The organism is Clostridium sp. DL1XJH146, assembly GCF_054819755.1.
On record NZ_JBTVVN010000008.1, the window covers coordinates 1 to 18,425 of the forward strand.

Here is an 18,425-nt window from a genome sequence, read left to right on the forward strand (position 1 = left end):
GATCTCTTTTTAAACAATTCTTTTATCATATAGTCCCTAATTTTTTCAATCTCCGTAGGAGCTAATGTTTCTAAAAAGTTGTTGATAGTATCGTGATGGGGTAATTCTTCTAATTCCTCATATCCCAATGCTTTCGCAATATTATCAATACATTCATCTCTATTAAATTCTGTTGTCATTTTGTTCATGCTTTTTATACCAGTTATATTTTTCATTATCAATGTAAAGATTAATATATCAGCATTGTAATTAATATAACTTTGATGTCTTTTGTCTTTAATATCCTTTAGTTTTGAGTTAATTGCTTTAAAAAAATGATTTTTGATTTTTAAGAACTCTCCGAAAAAATTTATTGTACTTAATTTTTCTCTCTTTTGTTTTCTTGTTACTTTTTTCATAGGTACCCTCCAATAATGTAGTAATATCAATATATCTTTACTAATAATTATATAATATTTTATTACATTTTTGGATTAATTTATCTCGAAATATTTTTACTCGTTAAAGCTGCATTTACCATCTAATTTATTTATTATGCTATAATTATATATTATCTTTTATACTCTATTAAAACAAAAGGATGTGAACTTATGAATTTGATAGATCTACATTGTGATACATTTAGTAAACTTTATTTAGAAAATAAACAACTATGTAAAAATAAATTTCATATTGATATAGAAAAATTAAAAAAAGCTAACTCAATAGGACAATTTTTTGCAGTTTTTATTGACCAAAAGGAAACTTTATATCCTTTTGATTATTCTAACGAATTAATTAATTTATTTTATTCAGAGCTAGAAAAAAACAAAGATTATATTTCCTTTGCTTCAAATTATAATGAATTAGATGTTAATACTAAACAAAATAAAATTTCGGCTTTTTTAACTATAGAAGGTGGGGAAGCTATAGAAGGTAAAATGGATAATCTATATTTATTGCATAATTTAGGTGTTTCATTAATAACTCTAACATGGAATTATCATAATGAAATTGGTTATCCTAATCATGAGTTTAAATATAGTAATAATGGATTAACTCCTTTTGGCAAAGACTTAGTTGAGGAAATGAACAAACTTAATATGATAATAGATGTATCTCATCTCTCTGACCAAGGCTTTTATGATGTATCTCAAATCTCTAATTCTCCTTTTTTAGCATCTCATTCTAATGCTAGGTCTATTGAAAATAATGCTAGAAATTTAACCGATAACATGATAAAAACAATTTCTAATAGTGGTGGTTTAATAGGAATAAATTTTTATAGTGAATTTTTAAATGGAAGTGATGAAAGTAAAATATCTGATATTGTACAACATATAAAACATATACAAAATATTGGTGGTATCGATGTTATTTCTTTAGGTTCTGATTTTGATGGTATAAATTGCAACTTAGAGATTAAAGATATAAGTTATATGGACAAATTAGAGTATGCATTAAAAATAACAAACTTTACGGAAAATGAAATAGAAAAAATATTTTATAAAAATGCTGTAAATTTTCTCAAAAACTTCTAGAGATTTATTAATCTCATCAATATATACTGGAAAATTTATCAATAAAAAGATACCATTTTATTATAATTCATAATTATTACTAATTTGATTGAAAAAAAATACTAAATACGATACATTTATTACAATACATAATTTATAATGCACAATGCACAATTGTGGATGATTTTCTTCCCTTTGGTCAGAAAATCTTTAATTATTTAGTTAATTATAGATTTTGCGTAGCAAAATCATCCTTAATTGCAAATTGCTAATTTCAAATTGCTAATTTGTTTTACAATCTACAGAAGGAGGAAAATAGAATGGAATATAGAAAAATTTATGAAGAGTGGCTTAATAACCCTTATATTGATGAAAAGGCAAAAGAAGAATTAAAAGCCTTAGAAGGAAATGAAGAAGAAATTGAGGATAGATTTTATAAAACTCTTGAATTTGGTACTGCAGGTCTAAGAGGAAAACTTGGAATCGGTACAAATAGAATGAATATATACAACATATCCACAGTTACTCAGGGAATAGCTAACTTTATTGTGGATAAAGGTCAAGAATATGTGGATAGAGGAGTAGTAATCGGCTATGACTGTAGACATTTTTCTGCAGAGTTTGCAATGACTGCCGCTCTAGTATTAAATGCAAGTGGTATTAAAGCATATTTATTTGAAAGCTTAAGACCTACTCCTGAAATTTCATATGCAATTAGAGACTTAAAAGCAGCTTCTGGAATAATAATAACTGCTAGCCACAATCCAAAAGATTATAATGGCTATAAAGTGTATTGGGAAGATGGCGCTCAAGTGTTATCAGACATTGCTGATGGAATGACTAAAGAAATATTATCTCTTAAAGGGTTACAAGATGTTAAGAAAATGGATGAAGAACAAGCTAAAAAATCCGGTTTATTAACTATATTAGGTAAAGAGATGGATGATAAATATATAAATATGGTTAAAGGCTTAAGCATTAGAGATGAAAACATAGATAAGGATATTAAAATAATCTATACACCTCTTAATGGAACAGGAAATATTCCAGTAAGGAGGGTTCTCTTTGAAAGAGGATTCACTAATATTACTGTAGTACCAGAGCAAGAAAATCCAGATCCTGATTTTACAACAGTAGGATATCCTAACCCAGAGGATACAAGAGCCTTCAAATATGCCGAAAATCTTGGAAAAAAAATAGGCGCAGAATTACTTATTGCAACAGACCCAGATTGTGATAGACTTGCTATTGAAGTTAGAGATGAAAACGGAGAATATGTTTCTTTTAACGGAAATCAAACAGGAGCAATTCTTATTAATTATATAGTAGAAGGTATGCATTCATTAGGTACTCTTCCAACTAAACCTGCAATAGTTAAATCAATTGTTACAGGAGATTTAGGAAAAACTATAGCAGCTGAATATGGTGTTGAAACTTTTGAAGCTCTAACTGGTTTTAAAAATATATGTGGAAGAATACCTGAACTATCACAGAAGGGATATAACTATATTTTCGGATACGAAGAAAGTATTGGATATACAACAGGAACTGCCGTAAGAGATAAGGATGGTGTAAGTTCTTCTATGCTTTTATGTGAAGCTGCTGCTTATTACAAATCAATTGGTAAAACTCTTTTAGATGTAAGAGGTGAAATATTCGAAAAACACGGCCATTTCAGAGAAAAACAAATTTCTCTTGTTTTAGAAGGTGTTGAAGGAAAAAATAGAATCAAAAGAATGATGGATGTTTACAGAAAAGACTATCCAAATAAGATTGGTGATAAAGCGCTTTCTGAAGCTGTAGACTATGAGAATGGTTATAAAGATATTCCTGCATCAAATGTTCTAAGATTTTTCTTAGAAGACGGAAGCTGGTATGCCGTAAGACCTTCAGGTACAGAGCCTAAGATTAAAATATATATCTATACAAAAGGGGCTACTGAAGAAGAAGCTCTTGAAAATATTAAATTGATTGAAGAGATTGTGCTTGCCAAATTGAATTCTGTGGAATAATCTTATCAATGCACAATTCACAATGCACAATTTAGGAGGATTTTCTTCGTTCCTTAGAAAATCTAAATTTAAATAATTAATAAAAATAATAACTAAAAATAAAAAGGCAGTAAATAGATTGTTTATACTATCTATTTACTGCCTTTTCTTTAGTCTAAAAATTAATACAAATATTTAAGCAATAGTTTAAATACCAACATTACTTTAAACATAACTTTTAATAGCAAATACATAATCTATATAAACACTTGCACAGCAATACACGTTGATACAGATGTAATCAAAAATAAAATACCACCTACATATAATGCTTTAATCCCTCTATCCTTAATATCCTTAAAATTAACAGACAACCCCATGGCAACCATAGCCATTAATATAAACATTGAGCTAAGTTTAACAAGTATATTAGTTATGCTACTTGGTATAATTCCTAAAGAACTAACTATTCCTGCAAGTATAAAGTATAAAACATACATAGGGAATTTTGCTTTTTTTACGGCATTATTTCCCCCATTTTTTTCTGATTTATTATAAATATACCCTAATACTAAAGAAACAGGCACAAGCATTAATACTCTAGTCATTTTAACAAAGGTTCCAACTTCACCTGAAATTTCACCTCTTGCAAAGGCCGCAGCAATTGCATGTGCAACGCCATGCAATGAAATACCAGACCAAACCCCATATTGAATATCACTAATATTTAGTGTTACAGCCATTGCTGAATACACTAAAACGCCAATAGCTCCTAAAAAACTTACTATGGAAACTGCAACAACAGAATCCTCATCTTCAGCATTAATAGTTGGAGCCATAGCTACTACTGCAGATGCTCCACAAATACAAGATCCCACACCAATAAGTACGGCAAGCTTGTCCTCCACCTTGAATAATTTCCCTAAAAAAACAGCTATTAACAAAACACTTGGAACAAATATTAACACCATAATAATTACTCTAGGTCCTAGCTCCATTATAGACTTAAAATCCAGTTTAAATCCAAGTAATACAATTCCCACTTTCAAAAGTTTTTTTAAAGAGAATTTGATTCCATCTGTAAAAACCTTACTAGTTTTTACAGTATTATTATAAATAATTCCCATTACTATTCCTATAGTCAATGCCTCTAGATTGATCCATCTACTTAAAGAATCATTTATATACATAGACAATATAGATATAAAAAATACAAAAACAATACCAGGTATTATTTTTTTTAGCTTTTTCATAAAATCACCTCGATTTGAATTATATCAAATCCAAGGTATAAATAAAAATTATAAATACTTATAAATATATAAATTATTCTTATAGTATTGCTTTGTTACAATAATTAATGAAATCCGCTAAGTAAGTATTATCCATACAATTATTCATATAAACAAAATTAAACTCTCTTTTAAATTTAATTTCCTTTAAATCTTTATTCTTAATAGGTAATGTTTTAATGAACCCTAACTCTACTTCTCTTTTTATAGCTTCTTTAGAAATAATGGTGTACCCTAAATTCTCTTCCACTAAAGCTTTTATAGCATCTATGCTTCCTACTTCCATATAGACACTAAACTCGTCAAAATTATAATTTTCTTCTATCAAAGTATTTTCAAAAGATTTTCTTGTTCCAGAACCATCTTCTCTCAAAATAAGTTTTCCAGAGAATATATCTTCTATAAATACAAATTCCTTTTCATTAAAAGAATGCTTTGGTGAAAAAGCTAAAACTAGTTCATCTTCTTTTATTTTTACATATTCAAATTTATTTCTATCAAAAGGTCCTTCAACTAAGCCCAAATCAATCTCTTCTCTTAGTAATCTTTTGAGTATCTTCTCAGTATTATTTACAGTCAAAATCAAATCAATCTCTGGATGTAAAACTTTATATTGTCCTAATATTTTTGGTAGAAGATACCCTCCGATTGTAAGCGTTGCGCCAATATTATATGTTTTTTCTATAAAAGCTTTATTCCTAAGCTTCTTTACAATATCTCTTTCTTTTATTTCAACATCCTTTACGTATTTTAAAAACTCTTCTCCTTCTTCTGTTAACTCAATATTCCTACCGTTTTTCCTAATAAACTTTATCTCATAATATTCTTCTAAAAACTTAATATGCTGACTAACTGCAGGTTGTGTCAAATTAAGAATTTGTGCCGCTTTAGTATAGTTTTTTATTTTAGCGACTGTTAGAAAAGTTAACAACCTTGTATCTATCATATTTATCTCCTAGCATAAATTTTAATTATTAACTTCATTACTTTCCATTTAGAATCTCTTGATGTTTCTCATCAAAAGGTTTATTAGTATCATAGCCTAAATTTTCGAAAATACTAATGTCTTCAGCTTTTACATCACTATTATATAAAATGCCAATAACTCTATTAATCTGTTCGTTTCCTTTTTCTAATGCAATTTCTAATAAATCATAAAAGCTCTCTTTATGAACTTCCTTTTTATCTACAGGATTAAACCATTTTCTTCTTTTACTATTCATGTAATCTATATTACTATCATAGGCAAATTGCGAATGAAATTCCACTGGTTTTTTATTAAAGAATTTTAAGAAAAAATTCAAAACTGAACTTTTCATTCCCTTTGGATCAATAAATAACCAGAATGTAAAATATCCAGTATTAACTGTTTTTTGAACATCCTCTTGCAGTATATCTAAATCATAAATACTTTTAGAGGAATAGACTAAAAATTCTTTTATTATATTAGGAATTTCTTTTTTATCTTTTATATATTTATTCCCATTTATATATTTAGAATCTTTTCCCAATCTTTCATTTGATAAAATACTATCTATTATTCCTTCCAATTCAACATGTCTTATTTCTACCTTTTCACCTTTGACTGTATATACATTATTCAATTGAGCCCAATATACATAGGGATGTACAAATCTATCAGAACTATAATGACATATAAATCCCACTAAATATGCTAATAAATCCTTATATTCTTCTGAACTATTATCCATCTTCTTTAAAAATTCTATTCCATTATTTAAAAAATCCCCAGTCTTTTCTCTATGCATTGCTTTAGCTAATTTTAATATATTTTCTGATTTACTCAAAGGATTCATTCCAGAAAAAAAGAAAACATCTGGCCCCATAGCCCCCAAGAAAAAAAGATGCTTTCTTGAGTTTATAATATGGGCTAAATCACTATCATAGAGTTTATTAAGCATATCCTCAGCAAAGAAAAAATGTGTAAGATTATCAGCCATCATTGCTCCCCCCGTAAAATAAATATACTTTATTTTACCATAAACTCACACTCAAACTTTGTCTTAAAATGCTTTATTACATAATCAAATTGTAATAATTTTATACAACGAGATAAGCAAAGTAAATGACATAAAAAATTTTCACTAAAACAAAAAGTAATAAACACATACACATTGTATGCACTTATTACAAATTCTTAATATTTTATCATTTCAATCTTTTAATCTTTTAACTGCACTCTGCACATTGCATTCTATAATTACAAAAAGCACTGTGGACTATAAACTATTCTACAATCATAGTCCCTACCCCTTTATTAGAAAACACTTCTAACAATATAGAATGAGGTACTCGTCCATCTAAAATATGGGTCCTATTAACTCCACCACAAATGGCTTCTTTGCAACATTCAATCTTTGGAATCATACCTCCAATAATTGTTTTATCTTTAATCATTTCTTGTATGGCAGAAGTTTTCACTACAGGAATCAATGTATCAACATCATCTTTATCTTTTAATATTCCAGGAACATCTGTTAGTAAAATTAATTTCTCAGCTTTTAACTCTTTACTAATACTTGCCGCAACACTATCTGCATTAATATTGTATACCTTTTGGTCGTCCTCGCCAAGTGCAATAGTTGAAATTACTGGTGTATAACCATTTTCAAGACTGTCTACTATTAACTTTGTATTGACATTAGTTATTTCACCTACACAACCAAGGTCTACCCCATTTTTGCAAAGTTTTTTAGCCCTTAAAAGATTAGCATCTATACCACAATACCCTACTGCATTTCCCCCGCTATTTACTATTAAAGAGACTATATCTTTATTCACTTTACCTGCTAGTACCATCTGAACGATCTCCATAGTCTCGTCATCCGTAACCCTTAGTCCATCTTTAAATTCACTTTTTTTTCCAACCTTTTTTAACATATCATTTATAGCTGGACCTCCACCGTGTACAACTACTACTTTTATCCCAACACAGCTAAGCAATACAATATCATTTATTACAGCTTTTTTTAATTCTTCATTAATCATTGCATTTCCACCATATTTAACAACAAATGTCTTCCCGTAGAACTTTTGGATATATGGTAGCGCTTGAATTAAGATTTCTGTTTTCTGCATATTTGTTATATAGTCTCCATTGAACATATTTTTATTCCTCCCTTGTATCTCTCAATAATTAATTACAAAGTCAATATTTATTAATATTACGTATGTTCTATTTAAAGTATTTTTATACAAAAGTCACATATAAGTTACTTACCTTCACTCGTTTAATGTTAATAAATATAAAATTATGTGTATAAATATTCATTTTTATTAATAATATACTATCATATATAGTCCACATATTTCAAGAAAATTATAGCTTATTTCTAATTTATTTGAATTTGTTCTTCAATTAGTATAATATTTAATTAAATAATAAAAAAGCACCCTTTAATTACAATTAAAAAGCTTAAATTATATTAAGGAGGTATTCTGTGATTAAGTATGACGAATCAACATATAAGGCAGTTAAAAATGCTGGATCTGCAGGAATTGTTCTAGGAATAATCTCGATAGTGACAGGTGTTACTATTGGCATTATTTCAATTATCTTTGGTGGAGCTCTTTTAAATAAGAAGAAAAATTTAATTGACTAAAACATCTAATTTTCATGTATTATACTAGTTTAAAACCCTAAGAGTAATTCAGCTTAGGGTTTTAAATAACATATTTTTTTATTATTTTAATAATTCTTTGAATTCTTCAATCTGCTCATTTTTATTTTCTAATATGCTCTTGAAGGATTTTTCTATCCCATCCTTATCTTCTTTTTCAACAGCTTCTTTAAAGCTCTTCCAATCGACAGCACACTTTTGTCTACGAGCCTCTCTATTTTCCTTATTTATTTCATTCATATTTCTATTTTCTTCTCTTAAATTTTCGAGGTATTCTTTCCCTTCTTCTTTTGTCATCTCTCCCTTATCAACTTTAGATAGAATTTCACTTCTAACCTTTTCTTTTTCTTCTTTCATTTTTTCGTTTTTACTATGCATTTGTTCTCTTAACTCGTCTAATTCATTCTCGGCTTCTTCCCATTGGCTTTTTATACCTGGAACTATTTTATCTGCTTTTTCAATAATTTCTAGCTGCTGAATCTTATGTTCCTCTCTTTTCTTAAGATTTTCATCTCTTTTTCCTTTACCTGGTAGAAATTCTCTCATTTCAATATTTGAAACAGAAATTTCAGCATCCTGTCCTATATTTTCAGCAAATACTACTGAACACATTAAAATATTAATGATTAAAATAGTTGGTACAATCATCTTCTTCAGTTTCATCATAACTTTTACTCTTCTCCTTTTATTCTATTTTGATATATCTATTATTCTCATTTTTATACAAATTATTTATAATATAGCGATTTTTTTTTAACTTCCCTCTTTCATCTAATCAAATAACTCTTGGATGAACTAATGCTCTATACTATAATAAAATGGAGTAATTAATTAAGATTTTATTTATGAAAGGATAATAATATGTTTAAAGATAAACGTAATTTTATAGAATATTGTACGATTTTTTTTATAGGTGTATTGCTTACTGCTATGATAATATTTAATTTTCAAGGTATAAAAAATTCAGCAACCAAATTTTTCAGCGTACTAACACCATTCTATATAGGCTTTGGAATAGCTTATATATTAAATAGACCTGTTTACTACATAAGCAGGAAATTCAAAATCAATTTAGCAGCAATAATTGCTATAACTTATTTATTATTGATGTTGATAATTACTCTTTTCATAGTTAAAGGTCTTCCAATGGTTTTTGATAATTTGATAAATTTGGTTAATGCAATTTCAATTAGTATATCTAACCTACCACAATATTTAGACCAATATAATTTGGGACCAATTCAAAGTATAATAGATGAAAACATAAGTAAAATAACTGATTATTTAGGAATTATTTCTACTTTCTTGTTAAATAATACGATGAAAATTTTTGTTTCTATAACTTCAACTCTCATGAATGTTTTTTTTGGTGTAATTATTTCAATTTATATGCTTGCAGATAAGGGAAAGCTCAAAAAATTAGGTGACTATTTAATTACAGCTTTATTTAACAGAGAAAAAGGCGAAAAAATAAGTGAATTCTTAAAAGAAGTTAATAATATTTTCTCACATTTTCTCTCCGGGCTTATTGTAGAAGCTATCATTGTTGGTTTTTTAGCCTTTATTGGTTTTTCTTTAATGGGTGTAAAATATGCCGCAGTACTAGGACTAACTCTATGTATGACCAATGTAATCCCTTATATAGGCCCTTTTCTAGGTTCAATTCCAGCAATAATAGCTACGTTAACATATAACCCCTTAAAAGCCATTTGGGTAGCTATATTTATAATTATCCTTCAACAATTTGATGGGAATTTTATAGGCCCAAAAGTTATGGGAAATTATATAGGTCTTGACCCTCTTTTGATAATATTAGCTATAACAATAGGCGGAGCCTATGCAGGAGTTTTAGGAATTTTACTTGCTATTCCTACTGCCGCAATACTAAAAATAATCTTTAATAGATTAATCCATAGATATGAATTAAAAAGGAAAACCAAACAATTAAAAAGTAATATACAAAAATAATAAAAATAAGAAACTAAGAAAACATGATTATTTAATCTCCTTTTCTTAGTTTCTTTTATTAATAAAAAAACTTTATTAGCTATATACTTATAATTAATCTATTTTAATTAATATCAATATTTTTTCTTTTGCTCGAGAATATACCGATTTTCAAATCAGAAATCATAAAAATACTCATCAAGATTATTCCTAGTCCAAGTAACATTCCACTGGTTATTTTTTCTCCTAAAAATATCACACCCCATACAACCCCAAACATTGGAACTAATAAAGTAACACTCAATGTTTTAGTAGGCCCGATCTCTTTTATAAGATAAAAATATAGTACATAAGCAATGGAAGTACACATAATTGCCAGCGCAAAAACTGATAAAATTATATTACTTGATATATGTCCCGATGGTATATTAAATATGGCAAAAGGTAATAAAACTATAGCGGCCGAAAGTTGCTGCCCTGTAGCTATAGATAATGAATCCACATCTTTAAATGCCTTTTTTGCAAATACTCCTGCAAATCCATAACATATTGTTGCAAGTATTGACATAGATGCTGCAATAATTACTTTCGGTGTGATTAGCATAGGACTCCATCCTAGTAACACTACAACTCCTATGATTCCTATTAGTATTCCTAATAATTTCTTCACTGTCAGTTTTTCTTTAAGCCATATTGAAGCCACAATTACTGTAAATATCGGAGTAGCAGAATTCAATATTGATGCAATAGATGCATTTAATGTTAATGTGGCCGTTGCAATCAACGTAAATGGAATTGCCGAATTAATAGCTCCAAGTATCAAATATTCCTTCCATTTTTCTTTGAAATTAGGTTTCTTTTTTATTATAAAAGCATAAATTAATAAAGCTAGTCCCGCTATTAACACCCTAATCTCAATAAGAAAAACTGCTCCAAGCACCGGTGCCGCTACTCTCATAAACAGAAAAGAAGCTCCCCACAATGCAGCCAATAAAAATAAAACCCCAATGTCTTTAATTTTCATAAAAATCCCCTTCTTTTAAACATAATGTGCAATGTTCAATTTGCAGTGTTCAGTTGAAATATTTAGAACCTTAAGATATTTAATAAGTTCTGGCACTTAATCCATGAATATACTATTAAAATTACATAAAGTATCCATAACCATATTAATTATATACTATAACAATTAAATGGGATAGCCTTATATAAAGACTATCCCATTGTTTCTAATAAATTAACTTTTTTTAGATGCACATCCATCTGCATGCGGACAAGAACTGCATCCTGTGCACTGGCCTTTTACTTGCCTTTTCATATGCTTACTCAATATATAAACTGTATAAACAATAATTGGTACAAATATCAATATACTTATTAAATTCTTCATTAAATCACCATCTCCTAACTAGAAGAATAATCCTCCAATTTGATATACAACAAATGCAAGAATCCAGGCCACTATAAACTGATAAACCACTGAAAATGCAGCCCATTTAGTTGAATTAGTTTCTCTCTTAATAGTTGCTATAACTGCTATACATGGCGTGTATAATAGTACAAACACCATAAATGCATATGCACTCAATTGAGTAAACGTACTAGATAAAGCTGATCCAAGAGATGCTGAATTTTCTGTTGCTACTTGTCCAATACCATATATTATAGACATATTACTTACAACCACTTCTTTTGCTATTATACCAGTGAAAAGTGCTAAAGATGATTGCCAATTTCCAAAACCAAGAGGTGTAAATATTGGAGCTATAATTCTTCCAAAGTACGCCCCAAAACTATCTGCAAGTTCTGCTGGTCCAGAAAAATTAAAACCTAATACAAACCATAAAACTACTGATGCTGCAAAAATAACAGTACCTGCTTTAATCAAAAATCCTTTAACCCTATCCCATACATGAATAAAAATTCCTTTTGCTGTTGGTATTCTATATGGTGGAAGTTCCATTACAAATGGAGTATTCTCACCTTTAAATAACGTCTTTTTAAATATAAGTCCCATAGTTATTGCAACTACAATTCCAAGTACATATAAAGAAAAAACAACTAAACCTGCCCTCTTAGGGAAAAATGCTGCTGCAAATAATGTGTATACAGGTAATCTTGCACCACAAGACATAAATGGATTAATTAAAATAGCCGTTAACCTATCTTTTTCATTTTCTAGGGTTCTAGTAGACATAATAGCAGGAACATTACATCCAAATCCCATAATCATCGGAATAAAGGCCTTTCCATTAAGTCCAATCTTCTTCATAGCTCTATCCATGATAAAAGCAACTCTTGCCATATATCCACTATCTTCAAGAATAGAAATCGCAATAAATAATATTATAATATTAGGTAAGAAAACAAGTATTCCTCCTACCCCACCAATAATTCCATCTACAATTAATGATTGTAACCATTCTTGAATACCTATAGCTTGAAGACCACTTAAAACCCATCCTGACAACGTTGCTCCAAAAAACCCATCAATCAAATCTAAAAAGATACCCCCAATATTAAAAGTACACCAGAAAACAAAATACATTAAAAAAGCAAAAATTGGCATTCCTATCCATTTATTAGTTAATACTTTATCAATTTTATCCGAAGTTGTAACTACATTGGTATTAGGTTTTTTCACTCCAGCAGAAACAACATTAGATATTAATGAATATTTTCCATCTACTATTAAAGATTCTATATCTTCTAATTCTTCTTCATCTGAAGTAGTAACTTCTTCATTTAATTGAACATTAAACTTGTCTAGTATATCCTTATCTTGCTCTAATATTTTTAAAGAAAGCCATCTTTTATTAATATCTTTAAATTCTTCTTTTTTCTCAATTAACTTTTCTATAATTGCAGATTTTTCTTCTATTTCTTTTTCATAATTTATTTTAATAGGCTTATAATTTTCTTTTTTATTATAAAATTTTATTATTTCACTCATAAGAATATCAATACCTACGTTTTTTGCTGCTATAATTGGAACTACAGGAACTCCTAAAATATTTGAAACTTTCTTTGCGTCAATTATAATACCTCTTTTTTGGGCTAAGTCAGCCATATTTAAAGCTACAACTACAGGTCTACCTAATTCTATAAGCTGAAGTGTTAAATATAAATTCCTATCTATATTAGTTGAATCTACGATATTTACTACTACATCAGGCTTTTCATATACTATATAATTCCTTGCAACAATTTCTTCTATAGAATATGGTGATAGACTATAAGTTCCAGGAAGATCTGTAACAACAATGTCTTTACCTTCAAAGCTTGTCTTACCTTCCTTCTTTTCAACAGTTACCCCTGCCCAGTTACCTACATATTGCCTCGACCCAGTTAATTCGTTAAACAAAGTTGTTTTACCACAGTTTGGATTTCCCGCTAAAGCAATTCTTATGGAATTCTGCATTGATTCATCCTCCTAAATATATAGAATCGATATTGATACTCATTATCATTATATGATTAAAAATTTATTCTACTACAATGTTCTTTGCTTCATCTTTTCTTAAAGATAAATTATATCCCTTTATTTTTATTTCAATAGGATCACCCATAGGAGCAACTTTCTCAATATGAACTTCTGTGCCTTTTGTAACTCCCATTTCCATTAATCTTCTTCTTACAAGTCCGCTTCCATTAATAGATTTTATCTTACTATTATCACCTGGTTTTAATTGTTCTAAAGTTCTCATAATTACATTTCCTCCTCAACGAAAATTTTCTGTGCAACTCCTCTTCCTAAAACTAATTTAGAATCTCTAAGCTTTATTATAAAAGGGCCTCTCATATCGTTGGATACAACACTAAACCTAACACCATTTACTAAACCTAAATCTTGTAACCTCTTTTGAAGTTTCTTTCCCTGCTGTATTTTAACTAGAACAACTTCTCTTCCTTCACTAACCATTGCCAAAGGCATATTAAACCCTCCTTATTTGTATATAATTTATTTTTTATGTAATTTCATATTTATAAATTTATATCTTCAATAACATTATAGTTGAAAATGATTATCAATGTCAATATGTTTTTCTAAATTTTAAAAAATAAAAAATCAAAGCCTGTTTTTTTATTCCTCAGCTTTGATTTGCATTTATCTTATTATTATTTTAACTTTATCAATTCTCTTTTGTTTAACCTTCTCTATTTTCAAAACTATATCATTATATTCAATAATTTTATTTTCATTACTTTTAGGTATATATCCAAGGTAATCTATAATAAATTCACCTGAAGGAATTTCAATATGTAATCTTTCATTCAATTCATCAATAGGTGTAAAGCCATCAACTAGAAAACTACTATCATCTATATTTTCAATAAAATCATAATTATCATCATGTTCATCAAATATATTTCCCATAACTTCTTCCACTAAATCTTCCGTAGTTACTATACCAGTAAAAGAACCATATTCATCTATTAAAAAAGCAATGTTATTCTTTGTGCTTTGCATTTCAATAAACAATTCATCTATATTTTTAGTTTCAGGTACAAAATATGCAGGCCTAAGTAATTTCCTTATTATCTCACAAGTAATATCACCTTTATATAATTCTACAAATAAATCCTTAACATAAATAAACCCTAATATATTGTCTACAGTTCTTTCATACATAGGTATTCTAGAATATTTTTCTTCTGTTATTTTTAATAATATTTGTTGTGCCTCTAAGTTTATATCTAACATAAAAACATTAAATTTAGGCGTCATTATTTCTTTTGCCAAAGTATCATCAAATTCAAAAATTCCTTCTATCATATCTTTTTCTATATGATTTATTACTCCATGCTCTTCACCTGTATTAATCATCATTCTAATTTCTTCTCTAGATACATTTTCATTTAAATTATCTCTGTTTACTCCTGAAAGTTTAACAAGTAAATTTGTAGAAAAGGTTAATATTTTTACAAAAGGAAGAGTAATTTTAGAAATAAATATAATAGGTTTTACAGAAAACATTGCAATAGATTCAGCATTTTGAAGAGCTATTCTTTTAGGAAATAATTCACCCAAAACTAATGTTAAATAAGCGAGTATAATTGTAACTACTATAAAAGCTACTTGAGAGCTAGCTGGAATACTCATTTTTTGAAAAACTAAAGTTAAAGGCTGAGATAAATTAGTAGCAGCTGAAGCACTAGCAAAAAATCCACCTAGCGTAATCCCAACTTGAATCGTTGCTAAAAATCTGCTCGGTTCTTTCATTAACTTTATAAGTAATTTTGCTTTATTATCTCCTTGTTTAGCTAAAAGATTAATTTTAGATTTATTTAATGACACTATTGCCATCTCTGATGCTGCAAAAAAAGCATTCATACAAATTAAAAGAAAAATTATTAATAATTGCATAATCATTTTTTTATATCCCTTCTTAATTTATAGATTATTATTCCTTTTTTCTATTATCCCCAAATTATTTTAACTTATGGACTTTATAAAAATTTAATTAATTAAAAATTTAATTTATATAAAAAGGCTACCTCATAATAAACTATAGGGTAACCTTTTGAATTAATATTCTTTTTTAATTATTTAACTAAATTCAAAGATTTTCTGACTAAAAGGAAGAAAATCCTCATTAATTGTGCATTGTGAATTGTGCACTGTGCATTAATATAAAATAAAAACTTACTATTATATCAATACTTATTATTAACGCCTATATTACAAAATACATCCTAATTTTGAAGTATCCTCATAGAATTAAATACGGCAATTATTGATATTCCTACATCTCCAAAAATAGCAAGCCACATAGGTGCTAGTCCAAATAAAGCTAATATCATAATAATAAATTTAACTGAAAGAGCCATAAAAATATTTTGATTGGCTATCCTTTTAGTTTTCTTTGCAATATTAATTGCATCAATTATCTTAGATGGTTCATCATTCATAATAACAACATCGGCAGCTTCAATAGCAGCATCTGATCCAACGCCACCCATAGCTATTCCTATATCTGCTCTACTTAAGACAGGCGCATCATTAATTCCGTCCCCAACAAAAACAAGGGTATTATTTTTATTTTGTTCTAACAGTCCTTCTACTATTTCTACTTTTTCATCTGGTAATAATTCATATTTAAAATCTTTTATTCCAAGTTCTCTTGCAACTTCTTCCCCTGTTACTTTCCTATCTCCTGTGAGCATTACAATTTTATTAATTCCCAATTGATACAAATTTTTGATAGCTTCTTTGGAATCCTTTTTAACTTTATCTTTTATAGTTATACATCCTGCGTATTTACCATCTATCGCTGTATAGACTATAGTTCCAGAAGATTTGTTTTCTTCTGCTTTTATACCTTTTTCTAACAGATAATTTAATTTTCCGCTTAAAACTTTTTTACCTTCTATCTCTGCCTCTATACCTTTTCCTCTTATTTCTTTGTAATTTTTAATTAAGGCTTTATTTATAGTTTGTTCTTGTTTTTCATTGCCCTTTAGCTTATCATAACTTATTCCTCTATTTATAAAATATTTAACTATTGAAGTTCCTATTGGATGTGTTGAAAATCCTTCAGCATAAGCTGTATATCTTAACAAATCTTCTTTCATAAATCCTTGTTCTGGGTTAATACTGGTTACCTGAAATTCCCCTTCTGTTAACGTCCCTGTTTTATCAAAAACTACTACACCAATATTACTTAAAGCTTCTAGGTAGTTACCGCCCTTAACTAGCACTCCTTTTCTAGAAGACGCACCAAGACCTGCAAAATAAGATAGTGGTATAGAGATAACTAATGCACATGGACAAGATACAACTAAGAAAGTAGCTCCTCTTAATATCCATTCATTAAACCCTTGTCCACTAATGAATAAAGGCGGTACTAAAGCAATAAATAGAGCTACGAAAACTACTGTAGGTGTATAATATCTTGCAAATTTAGTTATTTTAAGCTCTGTCTTTGCTTTCTTAGCACTTGCATTTTGCACTAGATCAAGAATTTTAGAAACAGCTGACTCTCCAAATTCCTTTTTCACCTGAATTTTAAGTACTCCATCTATATTAACTGATCCACTTATTATTTCATTTCCTTCACTAATATCTTGTGGAAATGACTCTCCTGTCAAAGCTTTAGTATCTATTGAAGAATTTCCTTCCACAACTACGCCATCTAAAGGAACTTTTTCTCCCGGCTTAACTAGAATTATATCTCCTACTTTAACTTCTTTTGGTATTACTTTTTTTATATTATTTTCTATTAATAGGTTTGCATATTCTGGTCTTATATCCATCAAATCAGATATAGATTTTCTTGAAGATTCTACTGCTTTATCTTGAAAATATTCTCCTACTTGATACAAAAGCATAACCATAATTGCTTCTGGATACTCTTTCAGTCCAAGTGCAGCAATGGTAGCAACAGACATTAAGAAATTCTCATCAAAAATTTCACCTGCCATTATATTTTTAATAGATTTCAATACAATATCATACCCTATTACTAAATATGAAACTAAAAAAATGCCAACTGCCCAACTTCTATCCTTAAATAAAAAACCAATTACTAAAGCAGCTAAACTAAACCCTATCCTCATTATTAATTTATTATTTCTTTCATTTTCATCATTTTCTCTATTTCCACTAACTAATTCATCTTTTCTGCAATCAACTAAATCATTGTCTATGACTTTCACATCAGGTTCTAACGCTAAAACAATATCTTTAATTCTATTTGCAATTTTACTTTCATCCTCTTTTTCTACTCTAACCTCTAGCTTGGAAAGAGCAAAATTTAATGAAGCTTCTTTTATTCCTTCTAACCCTCTAACATTTTTTTCAATCTTAGCTGCACATCCTGCGCAATTTAATCCTTTAAGCGTATATTCTTTCAGTACTATATTCTCAGAAGAAGAATCAAAATTATATTTTTCAATTTCCTTCTCCTTAACTCCACATTTTTCAAATTTATCACTACAATCCCCATTGCTACTGCAAATACCATGGTCACTACAGCAACACTCTTTCTTATCTGTCATATATTTTTCCTCCATTTTTATCTTGCAAAACTTTTTTCTAAAAATTGCACAATA

Annotated in this window: 17 protein-coding genes; 4 read left to right on the plus strand and 13 right to left on the minus strand. The window is 28.5% G+C overall.

The genetic code is table 11. The annotated features are described in order from the left end of the window. Positions 1-398: transposase family protein (locus tag ACVHXK_RS05515; RefSeq protein WP_461205370.1), on the minus strand; the 398-nt coding region annotated here is incomplete at its 3' end. A gap of 192 nt (positions 399-590) precedes the next feature. Between ACVHXK_RS05515 and ACVHXK_RS05520 the strand changes: the two genes are divergently transcribed. Then, entirely contained in the window at positions 591-1,520 is a 930-nt protein-coding gene (locus tag ACVHXK_RS05520; RefSeq protein WP_461205371.1) for a dipeptidase, read from the plus strand. Positions 1,521-1,819: 299 nt separating this feature from the next. Then, entirely contained in the window at positions 1,820-3,511 is a 1,692-nt protein-coding gene (locus tag ACVHXK_RS05525; protein ID WP_461205372.1) for a phospho-sugar mutase, read from the plus strand. 236 nt (positions 3,512-3,747) lie between these two features. On the opposite strand, the gene ACVHXK_RS05530 is transcribed toward ACVHXK_RS05525, so the two are convergent. From ACVHXK_RS05530 to argB, 4 genes are all read right to left on the minus strand, one after another. Then, on the minus strand, positions 3,748-4,743 hold the full coding sequence (locus ACVHXK_RS05530) for a YeiH family protein (protein WP_461205373.1): 996 nt from the start codon (positions 4,741-4,743) through the stop codon (positions 3,748-3,750). Between the two features lie 79 nt (positions 4,744-4,822). Continuing rightward, positions 4,823-5,728, minus strand: a complete 906-nt coding sequence (locus ACVHXK_RS05535; RefSeq protein WP_461205374.1) for a LysR family transcriptional regulator — start codon at positions 5,726-5,728, stop codon at positions 4,823-4,825. Positions 5,729-5,765: 37 nt separating this feature from the next. After that, positions 5,766-6,743 carry a zinc dependent phospholipase C family protein gene (locus ACVHXK_RS05540; RefSeq protein ID WP_461205375.1) on the minus strand — a complete coding sequence of 326 codons (978 nt, stop codon included), beginning with the start codon at positions 6,741-6,743 and terminating at the stop codon, positions 5,766-5,768. A 286-nt stretch (positions 6,744-7,029) separates the two neighbouring features. Further along, complete coding sequence (gene argB / locus ACVHXK_RS05545; RefSeq protein WP_461205376.1) at positions 7,030-7,908, minus strand: acetylglutamate kinase; 879 nt, start codon at positions 7,906-7,908, stop codon at positions 7,030-7,032. Positions 7,909-8,243: 335 nt separating this feature from the next. On the opposite strand from argB, the gene ACVHXK_RS05550 reads away from it, so the two are divergent. Next, the gene (locus tag ACVHXK_RS05550) at positions 8,244-8,405 is read left to right on the plus strand and encodes a hypothetical protein (RefSeq protein WP_461205377.1); all 162 of its coding nucleotides are present in this window, start codon (positions 8,244-8,246) and stop codon (positions 8,403-8,405) included. A gap of 81 nt (positions 8,406-8,486) precedes the next feature. On the opposite strand, the gene ACVHXK_RS05555 is transcribed toward ACVHXK_RS05550, so the two are convergent. After that, entirely contained in the window at positions 8,487-9,089 is a 603-nt protein-coding gene (locus ACVHXK_RS05555) for a hypothetical protein (protein WP_461205378.1), read from the minus strand. A 195-nt stretch (positions 9,090-9,284) separates the two neighbouring features. On the opposite strand from ACVHXK_RS05555, the gene ACVHXK_RS05560 reads away from it, so the two are divergent. After that, positions 9,285-10,391: an AI-2E family transporter gene (locus ACVHXK_RS05560; RefSeq protein WP_461205379.1), complete on the plus strand. Its 1,107-nt coding sequence runs from the start codon at positions 9,285-9,287 to the stop codon at positions 10,389-10,391. A 103-nt stretch (positions 10,392-10,494) separates the two neighbouring features. Here ACVHXK_RS05560 and ACVHXK_RS05565 read toward each other — a convergent pair whose 3' ends face one another. The 7 genes from ACVHXK_RS05565 to ACVHXK_RS05595 form a co-directional block, all read right to left on the minus strand. Continuing rightward, positions 10,495-11,394: a DMT family transporter gene (locus ACVHXK_RS05565; protein ID WP_461205380.1), complete on the minus strand. Its 900-nt coding sequence runs from the start codon at positions 11,392-11,394 to the stop codon at positions 10,495-10,497. A gap of 213 nt (positions 11,395-11,607) precedes the next feature. Continuing rightward, entirely contained in the window at positions 11,608-11,760 is a 153-nt protein-coding gene (locus ACVHXK_RS05570; RefSeq protein WP_461205381.1) for a FeoB-associated Cys-rich membrane protein, read from the minus strand. Between the two features lie 18 nt (positions 11,761-11,778). Further along, positions 11,779-13,791 (minus strand): ferrous iron transport protein B, encoded by a 2,013-nt coding sequence (gene feoB, locus ACVHXK_RS05575; RefSeq protein WP_461205382.1) that lies wholly within the window; start codon positions 13,789-13,791, stop codon positions 11,779-11,781. A 64-nt stretch (positions 13,792-13,855) separates the two neighbouring features. Continuing rightward, entirely contained in the window at positions 13,856-14,077 is a 222-nt protein-coding gene (locus ACVHXK_RS05580; RefSeq protein WP_461205383.1) for a FeoA family protein, read from the minus strand. A 2-nt stretch (positions 14,078-14,079) separates the two neighbouring features. After that, positions 14,080-14,304, minus strand: a complete 225-nt coding sequence (locus ACVHXK_RS05585) for a FeoA family protein (protein WP_461205384.1) — start codon at positions 14,302-14,304, stop codon at positions 14,080-14,082. Between the two features lie 174 nt (positions 14,305-14,478). Beyond that, entirely contained in the window at positions 14,479-15,744 is a 1,266-nt protein-coding gene (locus tag ACVHXK_RS05590; protein ID WP_461205385.1) for a hemolysin family protein, read from the minus strand. Positions 15,745-16,067: 323 nt separating this feature from the next. Beyond that, a complete protein-coding gene (locus tag ACVHXK_RS05595) occupies positions 16,068-18,371 on the minus strand; it encodes a heavy metal translocating P-type ATPase (protein WP_461205386.1) in 2,304 nt (767 codons plus the stop codon). Between the last annotated feature and the right edge of the window lie 54 nt (positions 18,372-18,425).